The organism is Bradyrhizobium sp. 139 (genome assembly GCF_023074175.1).
In the GTDB taxonomy this organism is placed as follows: domain Bacteria; phylum Pseudomonadota; class Alphaproteobacteria; order Rhizobiales; family Xanthobacteraceae; genus Bradyrhizobium.
This window is the reverse complement of record NZ_JADPKS010000088.1, coordinates 40716-59564: the sequence shown is the minus strand read 5'-3', so window position 1 is coordinate 59564 and position 18849 is coordinate 40716. Positions and strand designations below refer to the sequence as shown.

21 protein-coding genes are annotated in these 18849 nt (G+C 64.6%); 6 read left to right on the top strand and 15 right to left on the bottom strand.

Annotated elements, in window-relative coordinates; all coding sequences use genetic code 11:
- Nucleotides 1-5: 5 nt before the first annotated feature.
- From IVA80_RS21195 to IVA80_RS21165, 7 genes are all read right to left on the bottom strand, one after another.
- Complete coding sequence (locus tag IVA80_RS21195) at nucleotides 6-869, bottom strand: zinc ABC transporter substrate-binding protein (RefSeq protein WP_247434668.1); 864 nt, start codon at nucleotides 867-869, stop codon at nucleotides 6-8.
- A 6-nt stretch (nucleotides 870-875) separates the two neighbouring features.
- A complete protein-coding gene (locus tag IVA80_RS21190) occupies nucleotides 876-1745 on the bottom strand; it encodes a metal ABC transporter permease (protein ID WP_247434663.1) in 870 nt (289 codons plus the stop codon).
- Between the two features lie 6 nt (nucleotides 1746-1751).
- A complete protein-coding gene (locus IVA80_RS21185) occupies nucleotides 1752-2510 on the bottom strand; it encodes an ABC transporter ATP-binding protein (protein WP_247434660.1) in 759 nt (252 codons plus the stop codon).
- 2 nt (nucleotides 2511-2512) lie between these two features.
- Complete coding sequence (locus tag IVA80_RS21180; RefSeq protein WP_247434656.1) at nucleotides 2513-2761, bottom strand: hypothetical protein; 249 nt, start codon at nucleotides 2759-2761, stop codon at nucleotides 2513-2515.
- A 43-nt stretch (nucleotides 2762-2804) separates the two neighbouring features.
- Nucleotides 2805-3305, bottom strand: a complete 501-nt coding sequence (locus IVA80_RS21175; protein ID WP_247434653.1) for a hypothetical protein — start codon at nucleotides 3303-3305, stop codon at nucleotides 2805-2807.
- Nucleotides 3302-3913, bottom strand: coding sequence for a permease (locus tag IVA80_RS21170; protein WP_247434651.1), 612 nt, complete (start codon nucleotides 3911-3913; stop codon nucleotides 3302-3304). Before IVA80_RS21170 ends, IVA80_RS21175 begins: the two co-directional genes overlap by 4 nt.
- A gap of 213 nt (nucleotides 3914-4126) precedes the next feature.
- Nucleotides 4127-4723 carry a superoxide dismutase gene (locus IVA80_RS21165; RefSeq protein ID WP_247434649.1) on the bottom strand — a complete coding sequence of 199 codons (597 nt, stop codon included), beginning with the start codon at nucleotides 4721-4723 and terminating at the stop codon, nucleotides 4127-4129.
- 232 nt (nucleotides 4724-4955) lie between these two features.
- Here IVA80_RS21165 and IVA80_RS21160 point away from each other — a divergent pair, with 232 nt between their 5' ends.
- The 3 genes from IVA80_RS21160 (at nucleotide 4956) to IVA80_RS21150 (ending at nucleotide 7483) form a co-directional block, all read left to right on the top strand.
- Nucleotides 4956-5483 (top strand): GNAT family N-acetyltransferase, encoded by a 528-nt coding sequence (locus tag IVA80_RS21160; protein ID WP_247434646.1) that lies wholly within the window; start codon nucleotides 4956-4958, stop codon nucleotides 5481-5483.
- A gap of 83 nt (nucleotides 5484-5566) precedes the next feature.
- Entirely contained in the window at nucleotides 5567-6952 is a 1386-nt protein-coding gene (locus IVA80_RS21155; RefSeq protein ID WP_247434641.1) for an MATE family efflux transporter, read from the top strand.
- 96 nt (nucleotides 6953-7048) lie between these two features.
- Nucleotides 7049-7483 carry a DUF2147 domain-containing protein gene (locus tag IVA80_RS21150; RefSeq protein ID WP_247434638.1) on the top strand — a complete coding sequence of 145 codons (435 nt, stop codon included), beginning with the start codon at nucleotides 7049-7051 and terminating at the stop codon, nucleotides 7481-7483.
- A gap of 4 nt (nucleotides 7484-7487) precedes the next feature.
- Here IVA80_RS21150 and IVA80_RS21145 read toward each other — a convergent pair whose 3' ends face one another.
- From IVA80_RS21145 to IVA80_RS21120, 6 genes are all read right to left on the bottom strand, one after another.
- Nucleotides 7488-8633, bottom strand: a complete 1146-nt coding sequence (locus IVA80_RS21145) for a DUF3095 domain-containing protein (RefSeq protein WP_247434636.1) — start codon at nucleotides 8631-8633, stop codon at nucleotides 7488-7490.
- Nucleotides 8634-8887: 254 nt separating this feature from the next.
- Nucleotides 8888-9097, bottom strand: a complete 210-nt coding sequence (locus tag IVA80_RS21140; RefSeq protein WP_247434632.1) for a hypothetical protein — start codon at nucleotides 9095-9097, stop codon at nucleotides 8888-8890.
- Nucleotides 9098-9222: 125 nt separating this feature from the next.
- Nucleotides 9223-9945 carry an SDR family NAD(P)-dependent oxidoreductase gene (locus tag IVA80_RS21135; RefSeq protein WP_247434628.1) on the bottom strand — a complete coding sequence of 241 codons (723 nt, stop codon included), beginning with the start codon at nucleotides 9943-9945 and terminating at the stop codon, nucleotides 9223-9225.
- Entirely contained in the window at nucleotides 9938-11320 is a 1383-nt protein-coding gene (locus IVA80_RS21130) for a class I adenylate-forming enzyme family protein (RefSeq protein WP_247434625.1), read from the bottom strand. The genes IVA80_RS21135 and IVA80_RS21130 overlap by 8 nt, the downstream gene beginning before the upstream one ends.
- Nucleotides 11307-11552 carry an acyl carrier protein gene (locus IVA80_RS21125; protein WP_247434623.1) on the bottom strand — a complete coding sequence of 82 codons (246 nt, stop codon included), beginning with the start codon at nucleotides 11550-11552 and terminating at the stop codon, nucleotides 11307-11309. Before IVA80_RS21125 ends, IVA80_RS21130 begins: the two co-directional genes overlap by 14 nt.
- 147 nt (nucleotides 11553-11699) lie before the next feature.
- Nucleotides 11700-13514 (bottom strand): long-chain-acyl-CoA synthetase, encoded by a 1815-nt coding sequence (locus IVA80_RS21120; RefSeq protein ID WP_247434619.1) that lies wholly within the window; start codon nucleotides 13512-13514, stop codon nucleotides 11700-11702.
- A 164-nt stretch (nucleotides 13515-13678) separates the two neighbouring features.
- Here IVA80_RS21120 and IVA80_RS21115 point away from each other — a divergent pair, with 164 nt between their 5' ends.
- Entirely contained in the window at nucleotides 13679-13885 is a 207-nt protein-coding gene (locus IVA80_RS21115; RefSeq protein WP_247434616.1) for a hypothetical protein, read from the top strand.
- A 43-nt stretch (nucleotides 13886-13928) separates the two neighbouring features.
- Nucleotides 13929-14657 (top strand): SGNH/GDSL hydrolase family protein, encoded by a 729-nt coding sequence (locus IVA80_RS21110; protein ID WP_247434613.1) that lies wholly within the window; start codon nucleotides 13929-13931, stop codon nucleotides 14655-14657.
- Nucleotides 14658-14678: 21 nt separating this feature from the next.
- On the opposite strand, the gene IVA80_RS21105 is transcribed toward IVA80_RS21110, so the two are convergent.
- Together IVA80_RS21105 and IVA80_RS21100 are read right to left on the bottom strand one after the other, a co-directional pair.
- Nucleotides 14679-14948, bottom strand: a complete 270-nt coding sequence (locus IVA80_RS21105; protein ID WP_247434610.1) for a DUF3551 domain-containing protein — start codon at nucleotides 14946-14948, stop codon at nucleotides 14679-14681.
- 28 nt (nucleotides 14949-14976) lie between these two features.
- Nucleotides 14977-15255 (bottom strand): DUF3551 domain-containing protein, encoded by a 279-nt coding sequence (locus IVA80_RS21100; protein ID WP_247434607.1) that lies wholly within the window; start codon nucleotides 15253-15255, stop codon nucleotides 14977-14979.
- Between the two features lie 428 nt (nucleotides 15256-15683).
- Between IVA80_RS21100 and IVA80_RS21095 the strand changes: the two genes are divergently transcribed.
- Nucleotides 15684-18821 (top strand): efflux RND transporter permease subunit, encoded by a 3138-nt coding sequence (locus tag IVA80_RS21095; RefSeq protein ID WP_247434604.1) that lies wholly within the window; start codon nucleotides 15684-15686, stop codon nucleotides 18819-18821.
- The last annotated feature ends 28 nt before the right edge of the window (nucleotides 18822-18849 follow it).

Genomic DNA, 18849 nt, shown 5'->3' with positions numbered 1-18849 from the left:
CTGCCCTAGTGGTCAAGCGCGCTGGTCAGGGCCTTTATATTGTGCCTGACCATGTCAATGTAAGTGGGTGCAGGCCCCTTTTCGCCGGTCAAACCGTCCGAAATCAGGGTCCCGCCGACCTTTGCGCCCGTCTCGGCCGCGATCCGCCGGATCAGCCGGTCGTCGCTGATATTTTCCAGGAACACGGCCGGAATTTTTTGGGCCTTGATCTGGCCGATGATGGCGGCGATGTCCCGCGCGCTGGGCTCGGTCTCGGTGGAGACACCCAGGGGCGCGATGAACTGGACGCCGTATTCGGCGGCGAAATAGCCGAAGGCTTCGTGGGTGGAGATCACCTTGCGCCGCTCCGGCGGGATTTTTGCCACGGCCTCCCGCACCTCGCGGTCGAGCGTTTCGAGCTTGTCCAGATAGCCCTTCGCCTGGGCGCGGAAGAATTCCGCGTCGTCAGGGGCGGCCGCGGCCAGCGCATTGGCGATGTCCGTCACGTAAGTCTTGGCGTTCGGAACGGACTGCCATGCATGGGGGTCCGCGGCAGAGCCGAGCTTCAGCGGCGCGATGCCAGCACTCGCGGTGACCACCTGCGCTTTGGCTCCGGAGGACTGCACCAGACGCGGCAGCCAGCCCTCGAGGCCGAGCCCGTTGACGATGACGAGCTTTGCATCCGCAATCCGCTTCGCATCGCTTGGCGCAGGCGTATAGACGTGGACGTCGCTGTCCACCCCGACCAGCGTCGTCAGATTGATTCGGTCGCTGCCGATCGTGCGGACGAAATCGGCGAGGATCGAGAAGCTGGCGACAACATTGAGCCGCTCGGCCGCGTGCAGCGGGGTCGCGATCAGCAGCAAGGCGAAGAGCAGAAGGAAGCGCATCGCCGGTCACGCTTCCAGATGCCGGCCGGGAAACATTTGCCTGACGACGCCTCCGACGCGGCCGAACAACACGGAGACGATGTAAAGCACCGCCGCCACGAGAATGATTGCGGGGCCCGACGGCACGCGGGTCTGAAACGACAGCACAAGGCCCGCATAGCCCGAGACTGCGGCAGCGAGGACGGCGATGCAGATCATGATGGTGAGATCCCGGGACCAGAACCGGGCAATGCCCGCCGGCAGGATCATCAGGCCCACCGCCAGCAACGTGCCGAGCGCCTGAAAGCCGTTGACGAGGTTGATGACGACGAGCGCGAGGAAGGCAAGATGTGCGGGCCCGCCGGCGCGGCTCACGGTGCGTAAGAACAAGGGATCGACGCTCTCGATCACAAGTGGGCGGTAGATCACCGCGAGCACGAGCAGCGTGACCGTGGCGTTGAAGGCCACCACCAGCAGCGTCTGGTCGTCCATCGCGAGGATGTTGCCGAACAGCACGTGCAAGAGGTCGATGTTGGTGCCCTTGATCGAGACGATGGTCACACCCAGCGCCAGAGACGCCAGATAGAAGGTCGCAAGCGAAGCGTCCTCCTTCAGCCCGGTCGAGCGCGCGACGAGGCCTGCGAGGATCGCGACCGCAAAGCCCGCGATCAGGCCGCCGGCCGTCATCGCGAACAGATTGAGGCCGGAGAGCAGGAAACCGACGGCCGCACCAGGCAGGATCGCATGCGCCATGGCATCGCCGACGAGGCTCATCCGCCGCAGCATCAGGAACACGCCGATCGGCGCGCCCGCGAGCGACAGCGCGATCACGGCGGCGAGCGCGCGCCGCATGAACTCGAATTCGGTGAACGGGCCGATCAGCGCGTCATAGAGCATCGGTGATCACGCGGCCCGCGAGCGGGCATCATCGGCCGCGCAGGCCGCGGCGCTGTCGTCGAAGGCTTCGCACATCCGCATCGCGACCAACAGGTTTTCCGGCGTCAGCACCTCCGCCGTCGATCCCCACGCCACGGGGCCGCGCGCCAGCACCAGCGTCTCGGCGAAGTGGTTGCGCACCATCTCCATGTCGTGGAGCGCGGCGAGCACGGTCCGGCCTTCGCCGTGCCAGTGCTTCACCAGCGCGAGCAGGTCGGTCGTGGTCTTGCTGTCGATGGCGTTGAAGGGCTCGTCCAGCACGATCAGCCTCGCGTCCTGGAGCAGCACCCGCGCGAACAGTATGCGCTGCATCTGTCCGCCCGAGAGCGTGCCGATCGGACGGTTCTCGAAGCCATTGAGGCCGACGGATGCGATCGCTCGGAGGATTTGTTCGCGCGCGGCCTTGCCGATGCCGCCGAACAGGCCGGTCCCGCGCCATAGCCCGGTGCCGACGAAGTCGAACACCGAGATCGGGAAGCTGCGGTCGATCTCCGCGCTCTGTGGCAGGTAGGCGATTTCGCGGGAGTCGAGCCCGCCCAGATGAATGCTGCCGTCGAGCGGCCGGAGAATGCCGACGATGCCGCGCAGCAGCGTCGACTTGCCGGCGCCGTTCGGACCGATCACGGCGACCAGCGCACCTCGCGCGACCTCGCCGTTGAGATGGTGCACGGCCGGATGGCGGTCGTAGCCGAGCGTGACATTGTGAAAGTGCAGCGCCGCCGCCATGATCACCTCATCGCCAGGAAGACCACGCCCCAGAGCACGGCACAGACGGCAAGTGCAGCTGCGAGACGGCCAGCCAATGTCATGCGCAGGATCGACCAGGGCGCGGCCTGAGCCGGATGGGGCGAGGCCGCATCATGGACATGAGCGTGGGTGTGGTCGTGCCCATGCGAATGCCCGTGGCCATGAGAATGATCATGAGAATGGTCATGAGCATGGTCGTGATGATGAGCTTGGGACGCGGCGGGAACCATTCCAGGACGTTATATTATAACATTACTCCTGTCCACGGCCGGCTCAGGGCTTGCCGATCACCATCGCGATGGCGGCGGCGACGAACGGGAACGGCACTGAGACGGCGCAGCGGAACCAGACGAAACGGGCCGGCATGAACGGGATTTCCCACAAGATCACCCGCTGGAAGGCAAACAGCGCCCAAGCGACGACATAGGCGACGACCTGCGGCACGCCCCCGCCGGATTTCAGCGCCACTGTGCCGATGGAAAAGCCGATCACCGGCCCGCCCGGCGTGGCGGCGCCGGCGACCACGGCAGTCGCAACCCCAAGCCAGCCGCTGTCCGGCCCGAGCCAGCCGGTGATCGCCTCTTGCGGGATGATGGCTGCGATGTAGCCGGAGCCGATCACGCCCAGCGCAATGCGCGGCACGATGTTGATGAAGTCCATGGAGCCTTCGCGGAGCGAAGCCTTGAACACCGGGGGGCCGCGGCGGAAGGCGATCAGGCCGACGCCGAAGACCGAGCCCCACAACAGGATGTCGATGAGCAGCGCGGCGCTCACGTCTCGTCGTCCTTCGCGGCCGGCTTCGGATAGAGCCGGACATGGACGAAGCGGCCGAGGCTGCCGGCGAGCACCGGCAGCGGCAGCGAGATGACGATGCGCCACAGCGTGAAATCGGTGCCCATGATCGGGATTTCCCAGGCCACCGCGCGGCCATAGCCGATCAGGGTCCAGCTCACGACCATGGCGATGGTGGCGCCGAAATCGGCGCCGACCGCGAGCAGCGCGCTCGCCACCGGATAAGCGGTGAAGGGTCCGCCCGGCAGGATCGCGCCGAAGGCGGTGCCGATCAAAAGGCCCTTCAGCCCTGATTTCGGCCCCAGCGCGCGCGAGACTTTCTCGTGCGGCAGGATTTCGGAGATGAAGGCCCCGAGCAGGCAACCCGCCAGCACGCGCGGCAGGATGCCGCCGAACAGCGAGAGATCGTGGGTGAGAATGTCGAGAACGCCGTCGGTGCCATCACGCCGCCAGACCAGACCCGCACTCACCGCCACCAGGGCCGCGATGATGATCGTCGACCAGCCGATCGGCTTGCGCACACGCCCCGGCCGCGGCTCGTACTCCACGTCCTCGGCAGGCGCCGGGTCTTTCGGAGAAGATTCTGACAACGGGCGCGTTCGGCTCGAGGGTGATGCCCGTCCTGATTAAGGGCGCCGTCCTCGCGATGCAAACAGTACAGCGGCGGAAGCATTGCGCGCCCTGCGCAGGGCCATGCGCGGCGGATACGAATTCCGCACGGCAAAAAGGCGGCCGCGCATGCGACCGCCTTTTTCAATTCCGTCATTCCGAGCGGCGGAGCCGAACCCGGAATGCGCGAGGCCTCAGGCCTTGTCGAACAGGGACTCGACGTATTCCCAGTTCACGAGGTTCTCGACGAACGCCTTCAGATAGTCCGGACGGCGGTTGCGATAGTCGATGTAGTAGGAGTGCTCCCAGACGTCGCAGCCGAGGATCGGCGTGGCGCCGTGCACCAGCGGATTCTCGCCGTTCGGGGTCTTGGAGATCTCGAGCTTGCCGTTCTTGACCTGGAGCCAGCACCAGCCGGAGCCGAACTGGCCGACGCCGGCCGCCTGGAAGTCCGTCTTGAACTTGTCGAAGCCGCCGAGGTCCTCGTTGATCTTCTTTTCGAGCTTGCCCGGCAGCTTGGTGCCGCCGCCATTAGGCTTCATCCAGCTCCAGAAGTGGATGTGGTTGTAGTGCTGGCCGGCATTGTTGAACACGGCGGGATTCTTGCCGAACGAGCCCTTGACGATCTCCTCAAGGGACTTGCCTTCCCATTCGGTCCCCTTCAGCGCATTGTTGCCGTTGGTGACGTAGGCCTGATGGTGCTTGTCGTGGTGGAATTCCAGCGTTTCCTTCGACATGAACTGGCCGAGGGCGTCATAGGCGTAAGGAAGTGGGGGCAGCGTGAATGTCATGGGTTCTTGTCCGCAACTGGTGGGAACGAGGCTTAACGGTCACCCCTTATAGAATGTTCCGCGGCCGTTAAATACCGTCAATTTGGGCAAACAGTGATGCGAACGCTTCGCCAGATTGCATAGAATCGACCCATCGATCGGATGTCGGCGGTCGCAGCAAAAATTATTGTTGCCTTTGAGGCGCTTACGGGAGAACGAACCCGCTGTGGCGAGCGGATGTAAAGGTAGAGCGATGAGCATCGACATCGACATTCTGAACGGCGACACCTCGTGGCCGATCGCAAAACCGCTGCACCAGGCCGTCTTCGGACCAGACATCGTCGAGAAGCTGCCCTGGAGCCATATCAAATGGGCCAATGCCGACCTTCGCGTGCTGATCGAGACGCCCGAGGACGGCCTCGTCTGCCATGTCGGCATCTATTTCCGCACCATCACCTGGAACGGGCAGAAGGTTCACGTCGGCGGCATCGGCGGTGTCTGCACGCGGCAGGACCGGCGCGGCCACGGCTATGCAACCATGGCAATCGACGCGGCGATGCACACCATGCGCGCCAACGAGGCGGTGCGCTTCGCGCTGCTGTTCTGCGAACCGCACAATGTGGCGTTCTACCAGGCGCGCAAATGGCAACCCTTTACGGGCGAGGTCTATTGCGAGCAGCCGGAGGGGCGAATCCGCTTCGACCATATGGCGCCCTACGTCTTCGACATCGTCCGCGTCCCGACGCTGGGCACCATCGACCTATGCGGTCTGCCGTGGTGAGCCCTGCGTGAGGTGAGGACTGGCGCGAAGGTGCTGCGCCTTATAACATGTCGACCATCATCCAATATTCCGCCCGGTGAGACATGACGATCGACGCCTCCGCAGACGCCGCGCCGCCGCGTGCCCCGGCTGCCTCCCCCATGGCCAGCCTGCTGACGGCGCCGATCCTGCCGACGCTGCTGCGGCTCGCGATTCCCAACATGATCGCGATGGTCGGAAGCACGCTGGTTGCGATTGCCGAGACCTCCTATATCGGCAGGCTCGGCACCATTCCGCTCGCGGCGATCGCGCTGGTGTTTCCGTTCGCGATGTTGACGCAGATGATGAGCGCGGGCGCGATGGGGGGCGGCGTTTCGTCCGCGATCAGCCGCGCGCTCGGCGCAGGGAATCGTGACCGCGCGGCGACGCTGGCGCTGCATGCCGCCATCATCGGCCTCTGCGGCGGACTGCTCTTCACAGTGATGATGCTCGCCTTCGGCCGCTGGTTCTTCACGCTGCTCGGCGGCCGCGAGCGCGTGCTCGATGAGGCCTCCGGCTATTCGCAAATGCTGTTTTCCGGAGCGGTCGCGATCTGGCTCGTCAATACGCTGGCCTCGGTGATCCGCGGCACCGGCGACATGCGCCTGCCTTCGATGACGCTGATCGGGGCGAGCGTGCTCCAGATCGCGCTCGGCGGCACGCTGGGGCTCGGCCTGTTCGGCGTGAAGCAATTCGGCATGCCGGGCGTCGCCGCCGGCCAGTTGATCGCGTTCACCGGCGCGGCGATCTTCTTGCTCTGGTATCTCCTGTCCGGCCGCAGCCACCTCCCGCTGCAGGTCCGCGCCTTCCATTTCGAGCGCGCGATGTTCCTGGACATCCTCAAGGTCGGCGCGGTCGCCTGCCTGTCGCCGCTCCAGACCGTGCTCACCATCCTGATCTTCACGAAAATCCTCGCGACCTTCGGCACCGAGATGCTGGCCGGCTACGGCATCGGCTCGCGGCTGGAATTCTTGCTGATCCCGATCACCTTCGCCTTTGGGATCGCCTCGGTGCCGATGGTCGGCATGGCGATAGGCGCCGGACATTTGAAACGCGCGCGACATGTCGCCTGGACGGCGGCTGCGGCTTCGGGACTTACCGTTGGCCTGATCGGCCTCGTCATCGCGCTCGATCCGTCGCTGTGGGTCGCGCTCTTCACGAGGGATCCCGGCGTCACCGCCGCGGCGCACAGCTATTTCCACTGGGCAGGTCCGGCCTTCGTGTTCTTCGGCATGGGCGTGTCGCTGTACTTCTCCTCGCAAGGTGCCGCGCGCGTCGGTGGCCCTGTGCTCGCCTCTACGGCGCGGCTTCTGATCGTCGCGATCGGCGGCGTCGGCCTGATGATGGCGCAGGCGCCGGCCTGGACGCTGTTCGCACTGGTCGGCGGCGCCATGGTCGTGTTCGGGCTTTCGACCGCAGCCTCGGTCGCCTTCGTCCGCTGGGGCAAATGAGCGCAGGCAAATGAGCGCAAGATTGTGATTCCATCCAGCGTTGCACTATCCTGCCGGGCTGCTATGGAGGCGCTCCATTTTTTTGGGGCATTCTCCATGTTCAGCAGATTCGCCGTCCTCTCCGTCCTCATGGCTGCGCTGCTCGGCGCGACGGCCGCGCATGCGCAAAGCGCCGACGGGACTTGGCTCACCCAGGCCGGCGATGCGCACGTCAAGATCAGCAAATGCGGTGGCGGCATCTGCGGCATCATCGTCTGGCTGCGCGAGCCTCACGATACCGCAACCGGCCAGCCCGCCACCGACAGCAAGAATCCCAATCCCGCGCTTGCCAGGCGTCCGATGATAGGCTTGCCATTGTTCAGCGGCATGCAGGCATCAGGGCCGAACAAATGGTCGGGCCAGATCTACAATGCCGACGACGGCGGCAGTTACGCGAGCAGCGTCACCGTAACAGGCGCGGACGCGCTGCGGGTCGAAGGCTGTGTCGGCGCCCTCTGCGGCGGCGAGACCTGGACGCGCGCGGGGCACTAGCGCTTCAGGCCATCATCGCCTTCAGCGCCGTCGCCGCCGACGCGTAGCCGCCCCGCGCACCGTCGATGAAATGAACGTGGTCGCTGCGCAGGGCCGACGGCGTGAAGCAGGTCATCATCGCGGCATCCTGCTGGTAGAGGCCGTAGCGCACAATGCCGTCGCGGGCCGCAGCCGCGAGACGATCGCTCAACGCACGCTCGAGCTGCGGGGTGCAGTCGAGGATCATGCGCAGGCCGTCGTCATATTTCCTGAAGTCCGAGTTCTCGACCACCTGACGCTTGTAGACGTTTGGCACGAAGCCGCCGATCTTGAGGTCAAAGCGCATGATCAGATAGGCGAACAGCGTGTAGGCCAGCACGCCGGCGCGGCGAGCGATCAGCGGACCGCCGCGCCTGGTGCGGGCTTCAAGATCGAACCCCTGCGGCGGCCATTTCAGCGGCGGCCCCTGCGGCGGCACCGGGCGGCCGCCATCCGGGCTGCGCTCGACGAGATGTATGATGTCCTCGATCACCTTGCGGAAGCCATGCGGATCGGCGCCGCGCGCCGGCATCACCAGCACTGACAGGATCAGGCCGCGCGAGGCCGGAATCACCTCGAAGCGGCAGGACAGGCCGGAAAGATCGGGCTGCGTGCCGGCAGCCGCCTCCGTCACTGCGAACTCGCCGCGCTTCATCGCGGCGTCGGCCCATGCCAGCCCGCCGCCGGAAAACATCGCATAGGACAGATTGGCCGACGGACCGAAGCGCGCGACGCGCACGTCGAGACCTTGCTCGCGGATCGCACTCACCGGCACCAGCGCCACCCGCATCTTCAGATCGAGATCGTTCCGCACCCAGGTCGCGGTCGCGGCAAGCGCCTCGTGCGCACGGTCGGCACCGGAAGGCGCGACCGAGAAGCTCGCGCCATCGCCGCCGAACACAAAGGGGAATTCGCGGCCCTCGAGCGCATTGGTCACCGCCGCGATCACGGCGGCGCCGGCCATGTTGACCGCCTTGTAGCGCTCTGCCGCAATCGCCTTGGTGGAATCGACGATATCGGCGACGCCGATGCTCCAATTGTCCGGCAGCGGCGCATAAAGCGCGGGGTCCATCAGGCTGGTGAAGCCGCGGAAGACGGGAATGCCACCGTAGAAGGATTCGCCTGATGTCATCGGGTGATGCCGGATGGTTGGGATGCGCGTCCGAGGAAGATACGAGACCGGATCGATCCGGGTTCGCCCGCCGGCGCCCCTTTTCGATCCCCGATCATTGGCCGAAATGCACCCGGACAACAAGATCGCGCCGCGCTGCAAATGCCGCAGTCCGTCATTGATCGACGTCAAACAGTCGGCCGCGAATGGCGTCTAGTCTTGATTATCCGACATTGTTGCGCGGGATCATCGACCGAAGCAACGGACGTAAACGCCTAGTGCAGCTTTTCGTCCTCGCGCTTGCGCGGCGCATCGAGAGACGCGTCATGGCAGCCGACCAGGCGCACGAATTGCTGCGGATACATTTCGTGGCCGTGACCACCGGAATTCTGATGCGTCATCGGCGGGCAATGGACATCGTCCGGTTTCGCGCCAGGCCGCTCAGTCCGGCCTTGATCTGAAGCGGTCACGCTTGACGTGGTCATGGACTGCTCCCTGTCAGTTGGGGCAGATCGATTGACATAACCCAATCGATTGCGGAGCATCTTACGACCAATCCGGCTTGATGTCATTTGAGCCGGTCAACTCAATTGTGGCGGCGGAGCTCCAACTACGCCGTATTGCCGGCGTCGACCGTGAACACGGTGCCGGTGACATTGCGGCCGCCCTCGCCCAGGAGATATTCTACCATGCGCGCGACGTCGTCCGTCTCCGGCAGGCGGCGCAGGGCGCTGCGGCCGGCGATGCGCTTGCGTCCTTCGTCGGAGAGATTGTGCGTCAGCTCGGTGTCGATGAAGCCCGGCGCGATTGCATTCACGGTGATGCCGAGCTTGCCGACCTCGCGCGAGAGCGAGCGGGTAAAGCCGGTGGCGGCGGCCTTGGTCGCGCCATAGACGGACAGGCCGTTGTAGCCCGTGGTCGCAATGATCGAGGAGATGTTGATGATACGGCCGGCGCCATCCGCCATCATCTGGCGCGCGACATATTTGGTGAGGATGATCGGCGACAGCACGTTGAGCTGCACCAGCGCCTCGATCTCGGAATTGTGCATGGTGGCGAGCAGGCCTTCGGTGCCGAGGCCGGCATTGTTGACGAGGCCGTAGATCGGGCCGAACTCGTCGCGGACGAGCTTTGCGAAAGCCGGGATCGCGTCGATCACAGCGAGGTCACAGGCGCGGAAATGCAGGCGCCGTTCGGAGACGGCGATCGCCGCCTTGAGCTCTTCGCTCTCGCGCCGTGCCGCCGCAATCACGTTGTAGCCGGCATCAACCAGCCGCTTGCCGATCGCAAGGCCGATGCCGCGGCTGCCCCCGGTGACGAGGACATTATGCATCGGTGCGCGCCAGTTTTCCGGCCGGGGTGACGTCGAGCGCCTCGACGAAACGGATCACCGCCGGCACTTTGTGAGAAGCAAGCTGCGCGCGACACTGATCCAGAATCTGCTCGCGGATCTCCTTCACCCGCGCCTGATCGGTGCCGTCGGCGAGGATCACGTCGGCCACCACGATGCCGCCCGTAATCGGGCTGCGGCGCGATTTCGCCCGCGACATCCGCACGTCGTCATGACGGTTGATCACCGCCTCGATCTCCTCGGGATGAACCTTCAGCCCGCCGATATTGATGATGCCGCCGCGGCGGCCGATGAAATAGTAGCGGTCACCGCGCAACTTGACGATATCGCCGCTGTCGACAAACCCGTCGTCATCGGTCAGCGCGGCCGCATTGCGGCCGATGTAGGCATGCGCCGTGCGCGTCGAGCGGATGCGCAGCGAGCCATCCACGACCTTCATCTCGACGCCGTTGCGGTCACCGAGATAATCGGCCGGAAAGCCCTCGAGCCCGTCATTGACGGCGAAGCCGACGCCCGCCTCGGTCGAGGCATAGGCGTGACCGACGGAGGAATTGGGGAACGCGGCCCTCAAGCCGTCGAGCACCGCCTGGTCGGCGATTTCGCCGGAGAGGCGGACATAGCGCGGCGCGAACTGCGCAGCCGAGCCGCTCATCAAGAGCTTGCGCCAGTGCGAGGGCGTACCGGAGATGTGGGAGACGCCGCGCGCGTTCAACCGTGCGACGTGATCGCCGAGGGTCTCATGCGGGTCTGACAGCACCATCGAGCCGCCGGAGAGGACGGCGCGCAGGAATATCTGAAGGCCGCCATAACGGCGGATGTCGTAGAACGTCGCCCACACAGGTGCAGGTCCGCGCGCAGGGCCTTCGGCGAGGATCGCGCCGGTGAGTGCCTCCAGCGTATGGCCGACGATTTTCGGCACGCCCGATGTGCCCGACGTGAGCATCAGCCATTCGGTCGCGCGCTCGGTCTTGGCCGGCGCGGTGGTTTGAAGCGGCAATCGCGCGGTGACGACGAGCGATACGTCAGCCTCGCCCCAGCGATCGGGCTCATCGGTGACGACCGCATCGATGTCCGCATCAGCGATCAGAGCTTCGAGATAGGCCGGGTTGAGATCAGGCGGACACAGCAGCATGCGACGGGCGATACCGTCGAGCTCGATCATGGCAAGACCCGACCGGAGCTGATCGGATAATTTCAGCAAGACGGCGCGACCGGACAGCTCGCGCAGGCGGCCGCCCAGGACCGTCTGCGACAGGATCTCCGTCAGCGACACGACATGGTGTGCATCCGACAGGATGCGGCCCGTCAGCTCCGCGCCGAGATGGTCGCGGAGCGCGAAGATCTCACGCGGGGACATTTTCGTAGGCCCGCACGAAATCGCCCACGGTGGCGGGGAACGCTGCGTCCTCGGAAATGGTGAAGGGATCGACGCCAGTCTCGTCCTCGAGGCGTGCGACCAGGATCGCGAAGGCGAGCGAATCGAAGCCCGTCTCGTGCAGGGACAGATCGTCCGAAAGTGCGGGAAGCGTGACGTGCTGCTCCGTGGCGATCTGCTGAATCGCTTCGATAACTCTGGACCTTACCGACATCGCTGGCTCGCTGTTTTGTTTATCGTTCGTCGTTCGTGCGGCGGTTATTTGAGACCGCCTCCCATGGCCGCTTGTTTACCCGATAGAAGTAAATGGCTTCTTGGACAATTCAGATAAAATTCGACCTATCTCCGGATTTTCGCTCGGCTAGAGTCTGATCGAACCGTCGATGATGTTCGAATAGACCTCTGAATCGAGTGCCAAATAGGCGCCCGACTTCGGCTCGGCCGTGAACAGCGGATCGGAGATGATGCCGGGATCGAAGCCCTCGCGGGCCAGATCGCCCTTCTTCTGCTTGAACGTCTCGGTCGCATCGAGCTGGTGCGAGATGCGGATGAAGACGGGGCGGGCATAAGCCGGCAGGCGCTGCGCGAGATGAGCGGGCAGCTTCTCGATATCGAAGCCCTCGTTCACGACAATCGCGCTCATACCGGCGCGGCCGTCGGCTCCGGGGATACTGACGCCATAGGTGGTGGCATCGACGACGCCGGTGAAATCGCGCACAGCGTCGTTGACCTCCGATGTCGCGACGTTCTCGCCTTTCCAGCGAAAGGTGTCGCCGATGCGGTCGACGAAGTGAAAGAAGCCCTTGTCGTCGAGGCGCATCAGATCGCCAGTGCGAAACCAAGCGTCGCCCTTGGCGAAGACGTCGCGCAGGATCTTCTTCTCGGTCTCCCCCGCGTCCGTATAGCCCTCGAAGCGGCCACCGCCCTCGTCCGCGGCACCGATGCGGCCGATCGCCTCCCCGGCCTCGCCGCGGGCGCAGGCGAGACAAAAGCCATCATCATTGCGCAGCGGCGCACCGCTGTCCGGATCGAGCTTGACAAGCCCCGCAGGAAAACGATGCGCGAGCAGCGGCGGAATGCGGCCGATCGCGCCCGGCTGGCCCTCGACGTTGAACAACGAGAAATTGCCTTCCGTCGCCGCATAGAATTCGAGGATGCGCGGAATGGCGAAGCGCCCCTGAAAATCGTCCCAGATGTCGCCGCGCAGCCCGTTGCCGCAGACAAGGCGCAAGCGATGCCGGTTCTCGTATTCCGACGGCGACGCATTGAGCAGATAGCGGCAGAGCTCGCCGATATATTGAAACAGAGTGCAATCGTGCCGCACGATGTCGGGCCAGAAATGCGAGGCCGAGAATTTTTCCGCGATCACCACCGAGCCGCCGGCGGCGAGCATGCTGCACGGCGCGACGATGCCGCCGACCGAATGGAACAACGGCAAGCAATCATAGAGCCGGTCCTGCGGAGTGGCGCCGGTGAGGCCGGCGAACCAAAAGCCCCAGTTGAGGACGCGGCGGTGGCTGATGCTCGCCGCCTTCGGCAGGCCGGTGGTCCCGGAGGTGTAGATCAGCAGGGCACGGTCGTTGATCGTCACATCGCCATGCTCGTCCGGCGAGAGCGGCCCGTCCTCGAGCGCGGCAAGCGCGACATCGATCGCGCGCTCGCTGCGGGCATCGCCATGGATCCAGACCTCTGCGTCTGTCTTCAGGTGCGGCGACGCGCTGTCCAACGTCTCCATGAACTCGTGCGCGACGATGACATGCGACGGTTTGGCTACGTCCATGCAATGCGCGAGCGACTGGCCGACGAGCCTGGTGTTGATCAGCGCGGCCACGCCGCCGACGCGGCTGATGCCGAGCCACGCGGCAACATAGTCGATGCCGTTCGGCATGAGCAGCGCGACGGTGTCGCCTTTGGCCACGCCGACCGAGCACGCCCAGCGCGCATAGCGGTTGATGCGCCTGGAGAGGCCTTCGTAATCGAGGTCTGCGTCGTCCGTGACCAGCGCGGTGCGATCGGGCTGACGCCGCGCCCAATCATTGACGACGTCGGCGAACAGCCGGCCCGGCAGCGTCTCGATGCGCGCGGTGAGCTCGATCGCCTTCAGCCAGGTCTTTGAGGCCGAAGGTGCGCGCGCGGCTTTCGGTTGCTCGACGACGCCGGTGGTCATGCCGTTCATTCTTTCGAAAATTGTCTGCTGGTTCGACAGCTTAGCTCGCACGCCCTGCCCAGGTGTTAAGAGACAAGGTAAAACCCGGTTAGTGGGCGATTAACTCTGGTCATCCTTTATCAAGCCGACGGGATCGGCGTGCGCGGCGGCGCAGCTCTTGCGATAGCAAAGCGATGACGCCGAGTGACGTGCTCTCCCTCGCCCAAATGGGAGAAGGAAGCGGAGCGCGTGGATCCGAGATCAAGGCCCGCATCGCCGAACTCGGCGCGATTCCGCTGGCCGAGACCGAACGTTGGCGCAAGGTGGTGGCATTGTCGGGTATCCGGAAGGAGGAGCGATCCGGCCTCGCAAGGCTAGTCGTACCGGGGCAAACGGGCTAAGCTTTCTACCCTGCGTTGTCCGGCTTACGAAGGGAGACGACCCGTGGCTCTCGACCCGTCAGAGTTTCCCGTCCAGGCCGCGCCGTTCGAGCAGCCACTGACCCATTTCGCCAGCCGCGCGAAGGGCGGACAGGTCAAGGTGGTCGCGATCGGCTCGTCGACCACGGCGGGCGAAGGAGGCATTGCTCCCTATCCGCAGCGGCTGCTGGCGAACCTTCGGACACGGTTTCCAAATGTCGTGGTCGAGGTGATCAACCGTGGCATCGGCGGCGAAGAGGCCCCCTTGGAACTCAAGCGGTTCGACCATGACGTCTTCGACCTGAACCCCGATCTCGTCATCTGGCAGGTCGGCACCAATTCAGTGTGGCAACCCGCCGCTCAGAATCCTCCGTCGTTCGAGGACACCACGCAGGCCATCCGCGAGGGTGTTGACCGGCTGCTTGGCGCCAGGCGGGCCGACGTGATCCTGATGGACCTGCAATATGTGCCGGCGCTGCTGACACCGGCAACGGCCAAAAAGGCGGACGCTATGGTCGAGGCGATCAGCCACATCGCGCATGCGAAGCGGGTCAACGTCTTTCGTCGCTTCGCGCTGATGAGGGGCTGGCACGACGTCGCAAAGATATCGTTCGACCGCATGGTCGATCCCGGCGACGATGCCAGGCTGCACGCAAGCGACTGGACCACGGAAAAGATGACCTGGCAATTGACCGACGCGATCGTCGCGGCAGCCAACAAAGCGCCGCGCACCGGAAACGCAGACGGCAGCTAGTCCGACATACAATCGCCCGGGCTAGCCGCTTCTCCCGTGGCGTGGGCGCGGCGGCGGTGCGTTGACCGGATAATACGGATTGAGATCGCAGGTCGCGGCGCGGCCTGAAGCCGTAGCGCGGCACTGCGGCAGCGACGTGAAGGAGCAATCGTACCATTCCCCGCCACCTCCATTCGCGCCAGAATAGACGTGCATGCAGACGGGATAGCGGGGATCGTAGGTTTGAGCACCTGACGGCGCGGCCATGAGCAATGCACCGACGATCGCGATCAGGCCGAATGAGCGAAGCATGAAATAATGTCCCGGAAATCGCGGATTGCTAATGCACCTTCTTATGACGCCGGCGCGGCGGCGGCGGCTCATCGAAAGCATAGTAGGGATTGACGTCACAGCTCGCCGAGCGGCCCGACGCCGTGGCGCGGCACTGCGGCAGCGAGGTGAAGGAGCAGTCGAAATAATCCCCGCCGCCACCGCCGAAGCCGCCGGGCGTGTAGACGTGCATGCACACCGGGTAGCGCGGATCATAGGTCTGGGCGCTGGCATCCGCCGCGACGAACAGCGTGGCAATCGCGGTGAGGGACAGGAACGGCAAACGCATGGAAACATCCTCGAATCGATGGCGGCGACGGATCTGATGCCGACGGCTTCCTATGGCACAACGCCACAAAAGAAGCGATCGTTCCTCACGATACCTCTCCCGCTTGTGACGCACGCTCAAAAAGTGGAGAAACTGCGCCAAGTTGGCGGGAAAGGAAAGAGAGCGCTCCGTTACGGCCTGCATAGAACGCATATCTCACTGCATCTATCCTTCGACAAAGGTTGCAAGCGTTCGGCGCAGGATTCCTTTCGCAAGCTTGCTCGAAGGGACTAGTCTCGCGTCTGACAACGCTGGCCCCGGACCATCGAAGTTCTGGAGCAACCAACCAACAAATGGGCTGAAGGAAACGCACATTCGCGTTCGAGTTCTCTCGGGCGCGGCTCCGCTTTACGGGAGAAGTTGCGCTGACCAGTCGATGGTGTCAGGGCATGCAAGAGAGCTTCTCGTCCCCGTTCATCCGCTATCCGATTGGCACCTCGCTGCTGATGGCAGGCATCCTGTTCGTGGGCCTCGTCGCCTATCCCCTGCTGCCGGTCGCGCCACTGCCGCAGGTCGACTTCCCGACCATTCAGCTCGCGGCGTCGCTCCCCGGCGGCAGCCCGGAAACGATGGCCTCCTCGGTGGCCCAGCCGCTCGAACGCCAGCTCGCGCAGATCCCTGGCATCACGCAGATGACGTCGACCAGCTCGCTGGGCTCGGCGTCGATCACCATCCAGTTCGACCTCAACCGCAAGATCGACGCCGCCGCCAACGACGTGCAGGCCGCGATCAACGCGGCGAGCGGTCAGTTGCCGAAGAACCTGCCCTCGCCTCCCACCTATCGCAAGGTCAACCCGGCGGATTCGCCGGTCATGATCCTGTCGGCGACGTCGGACACGCTGCCGCTGACCGTCGTCAGCGACCGCACCGATGCGCAGCTCGCGCAACAGATCAGCCAGATATCCGGCGTCGCGCAGGTGTTCGTCGGCGGGCAGCAGAAACCCTCGGTGCGCATACAGGTCGATCCGGCCAAGCTCGTCGCCAAGGGTCTGTCGCTGGAGGACGTGCGCGCCCAAATCGCGGCCGCGACCACCGACAGCCCGAAGGGCAGCATCGACGGCGCCAGGCGTGCCTACACGATCTACGCCAATGACCAGCTCACCCAGGCCCAGCACTGGCAGGACGTCATCGTCGCCTATCGCAACGGCGCGCCGTTGCGGATCCGTGACATCGGCGAGGCCGTGGCAGGGCCGGAGGACATGAAGACGGCGGCTTGGGCCGACGGCAAGCGCGGCGTGTTCCTCGTCATCTTCAAACAGCCCGGCGCCAACGTCATCGAGACCGTCGACCGCATCAAGGCGCAACTGCCGCGGCTGATCGCGGCGATCCCGCCCGCCATCGCGATCAAGATCATCAGCGACCGCACCACCACCATCCGCGCCGCCGTCGAGGACGTACAGATCACGCTGATGACCACCATCGCGCTCGTGGTGATGGTGATCTTCATCTTTCTCCGCAGCTTCTGGGCCACGATCATCCCGAGCATCACCGTGCCGCTGGCGCTGCTGGGAGCCTGCTCGCTGATGTGGGTCTTCGGCTATTCGCTGGACAATCTCTCCTTGATGGCGCTGACGATCGCGGTCGGTTTCGTGGTGGATGACGCCATCGTGATGCTGGAGAACATCACCCGTTACGTCGAGCAGGGCGAGAGGCCGCTTGCTGCAGCCTACAAGGGCGCGGCCGAAATCGGCTTTACCATCGTTTCGATCAGCATCTCGCTGATCGCGGTGCTGATACCATTGTTGCTGATGGGCGGCATCATCGGCCGGCTGTTCCGCGAATTCGCGGTCACGCTGGCGATGGCGATCCTCGTCTCTCTCGTGGTGTCGCTGACCCTGACGCCGATGATGGCCTCGCGCTTCCTGCGCGCCAACCACGAGGCCCGGCACGGCCGCTTCTACCAGTGGAGCGAACGGATGTTCGAAGGGCTGCTCGGCGCCTACGAGCGCGGGCTCGACGTCGCGCTGCGCCACAGTTTCGTGACGCTTTGCATTTTCTTCGCGACCGTCGCGCTCTCGGTCTACCTCTTCCTCCTGATCCCGAAGGGATTCTTCCCGCAGCAGGACAACGGCTTCCTTACGGCCGTGTCCGAGATGCCCCAGGACATCTCCTTTACCGAGATGAAGCGGCGCCAGGTGGAGCTCAACACGATCGTGCAGGCCGATCCCGCCGTCGATTCGATCGCGATGTTCATCGGCGGCGGCGGCACCGCGCTGAACTCGGGGCGCATGTACATCACCTTGAAACCGCGGGAGGAGCGTGACGCGGGCGCGCAGCAGATCATCGCGCGGCTGCGGCCCAAGATCGCCAAGGTCGAGGGCGCCAAGCTCTATATGCAGGCCTCGCAAGACGTTCGCCTCGGCGGCCGAGCCACCCGCACCCAGTTCGAATTCACGCTCCAGGACGCCAACCTCGCCGAACTGAACGAATGGGCGCCAAAAATCCTCGACGCGATGAAGACACTGCCACAACTGCGCGACGTCGCGACCGACCAGCAAACTGAAGGCACGACGATTCAACTCAAGATCAATCGCGACACCGCCGCACGCTACGGCATCCAGCCGCAACTGATCGACGACACCCTCTATGACGCGTTCGGCCAGCGCCAGGTCGCGCAATACTTCACCCAGACCAACAGCTATCACATCGTCCTGGAGATCACGCCGGAACTGCAAGGCCAGCTCGGCACGCTGGACAAGCTCTACCTCAAATCGCCGCTGACCAGCGAGGAGGTGCCGCTCTCGGTGTTCTGCAACTGGACCAATGTGCCCGTGCGACCGCTTGCGATCTCACATCAGGGCCAATTCCCGTCGGTGACGATCAGCTTCAATCTCGCCGAGGGCGTGGCGCTGGGACAGGCGACCGACGCGGTGCTGCACGCGGTCGGCGAGATGCGCGCGCCGCCGGCGCTGGCGACGAGCTTTCAGGGCACCGCGCAGGCATTCCAGCAATCGCTCGGCACCGTGCCGTTGCTGATCCTCGCCGCACTGGTCGTGGTCTACCTGATCCTCGGCGTGCTCTACGAGAGCTACATCCACCCCCTGACCATCCTGTCTACACTGCCCTCGGCCGGCGTCGGCGCCGTCGCGATCCTGATGATCTTCGGCTTCGACTTCAGCCTCATTGCCTTGATCGGAGTCATTCTCCTGATCGGCATCGTCAAGAAGAACGGCATCATGATGGTGGATTTCGCCATCGCGGCCGAACGCGAGCAGCATCTCACCCCAGAACAGTCGATACGCCAGGCGGCGCTGCTGCGCTTTCGCCCGATCATGATGACGACAATGGCGGCCCTGCTCGGCGGCGTGCCGCTGATGCTCGGAAGCGGCACCGGCTCCGAAATCCGCCAGCCGCTCGGCTATGCCATGGTCGGCGGCCTTCTCGTGAGCCAGGCGCTGACGCTGTTCACGACCCCGGTCGTCTACCTCTACCTCGACCGCTTCTCCGACTTGCTCTCGCGCCGAATGGAGAAGAAGCCGCAGGCCGCCGCCGCGCGCGACGAGCGGAAGGATCACGCGGCGGAGTGAGCGCGGCGAAGCATATGGCCTGTGCCCG

Bases quoted from the DNA above. Each gene is read 5' to 3' on its own strand.
- IVA80_RS21195 (WP_247434668.1), bottom strand. From the start codon at position 869: ATGCGCTTCCTTCTGCTCTTCGCCTTGCTGCTGATCGCGACCCCGCTG.
- IVA80_RS21190 (WP_247434663.1), bottom strand. From the start codon at position 1,745: ATGCTCTATGACGCGCTGATCGGCCCGTTCACCGAATTCGAGTTCATG.
- IVA80_RS21185 (WP_247434660.1), bottom strand. From the start codon at position 2,510: ATGGCGGCGGCGCTGCACTTTCACAATGTCACGCTCGGCTACGACCGC.
- IVA80_RS21180 (WP_247434656.1), bottom strand. From the start codon at position 2,761: ATGGTTCCCGCCGCGTCCCAAGCTCATCATCACGACCATGCTCATGAC.
- IVA80_RS21165 (WP_247434649.1), bottom strand. From the start codon at position 4,723: ATGACATTCACGCTGCCCCCACTTCCTTACGCCTATGACGCCCTCGGC.
- IVA80_RS21160 (WP_247434646.1), top strand. From the start codon at position 4,956: ATGAGCATCGACATCGACATTCTGAACGGCGACACCTCGTGGCCGATC.
- IVA80_RS21155 (WP_247434641.1), top strand. From the start codon at position 5,567: ATGACGATCGACGCCTCCGCAGACGCCGCGCCGCCGCGTGCCCCGGCT.
- IVA80_RS21150 (WP_247434638.1), top strand. From the start codon at position 7,049: ATGTTCAGCAGATTCGCCGTCCTCTCCGTCCTCATGGCTGCGCTGCTC.
- IVA80_RS21145 (WP_247434636.1), bottom strand. From the start codon at position 8,633: ATGACATCAGGCGAATCCTTCTACGGTGGCATTCCCGTCTTCCGCGGC.
- IVA80_RS21140 (WP_247434632.1), bottom strand. From the start codon at position 9,097: ATGACCACGTCAAGCGTGACCGCTTCAGATCAAGGCCGGACTGAGCGG.
- IVA80_RS21135 (WP_247434628.1), bottom strand. From the start codon at position 9,945: ATGCATAATGTCCTCGTCACCGGGGGCAGCCGCGGCATCGGCCTTGCG.
- IVA80_RS21130 (WP_247434625.1), bottom strand. From the start codon at position 11,320: ATGTCCCCGCGTGAGATCTTCGCGCTCCGCGACCATCTCGGCGCGGAG.
- IVA80_RS21125 (WP_247434623.1), bottom strand. From the start codon at position 11,552: ATGTCGGTAAGGTCCAGAGTTATCGAAGCGATTCAGCAGATCGCCACG.
- IVA80_RS21120 (WP_247434619.1), bottom strand. From the start codon at position 13,514: ATGAACGGCATGACCACCGGCGTCGTCGAGCAACCGAAAGCCGCGCGC.
- IVA80_RS21115 (WP_247434616.1), top strand. From the start codon at position 13,679: ATGACGCCGAGTGACGTGCTCTCCCTCGCCCAAATGGGAGAAGGAAGC.
- IVA80_RS21105 (WP_247434610.1), bottom strand. From the start codon at position 14,948: ATGCTTCGCTCATTCGGCCTGATCGCGATCGTCGGTGCATTGCTCATG.
- IVA80_RS21100 (WP_247434607.1), bottom strand. From the start codon at position 15,255: ATGCGTTTGCCGTTCCTGTCCCTCACCGCGATTGCCACGCTGTTCGTC.
- IVA80_RS21095 (WP_247434604.1), top strand. From the start codon at position 15,684: ATGCAAGAGAGCTTCTCGTCCCCGTTCATCCGCTATCCGATTGGCACC.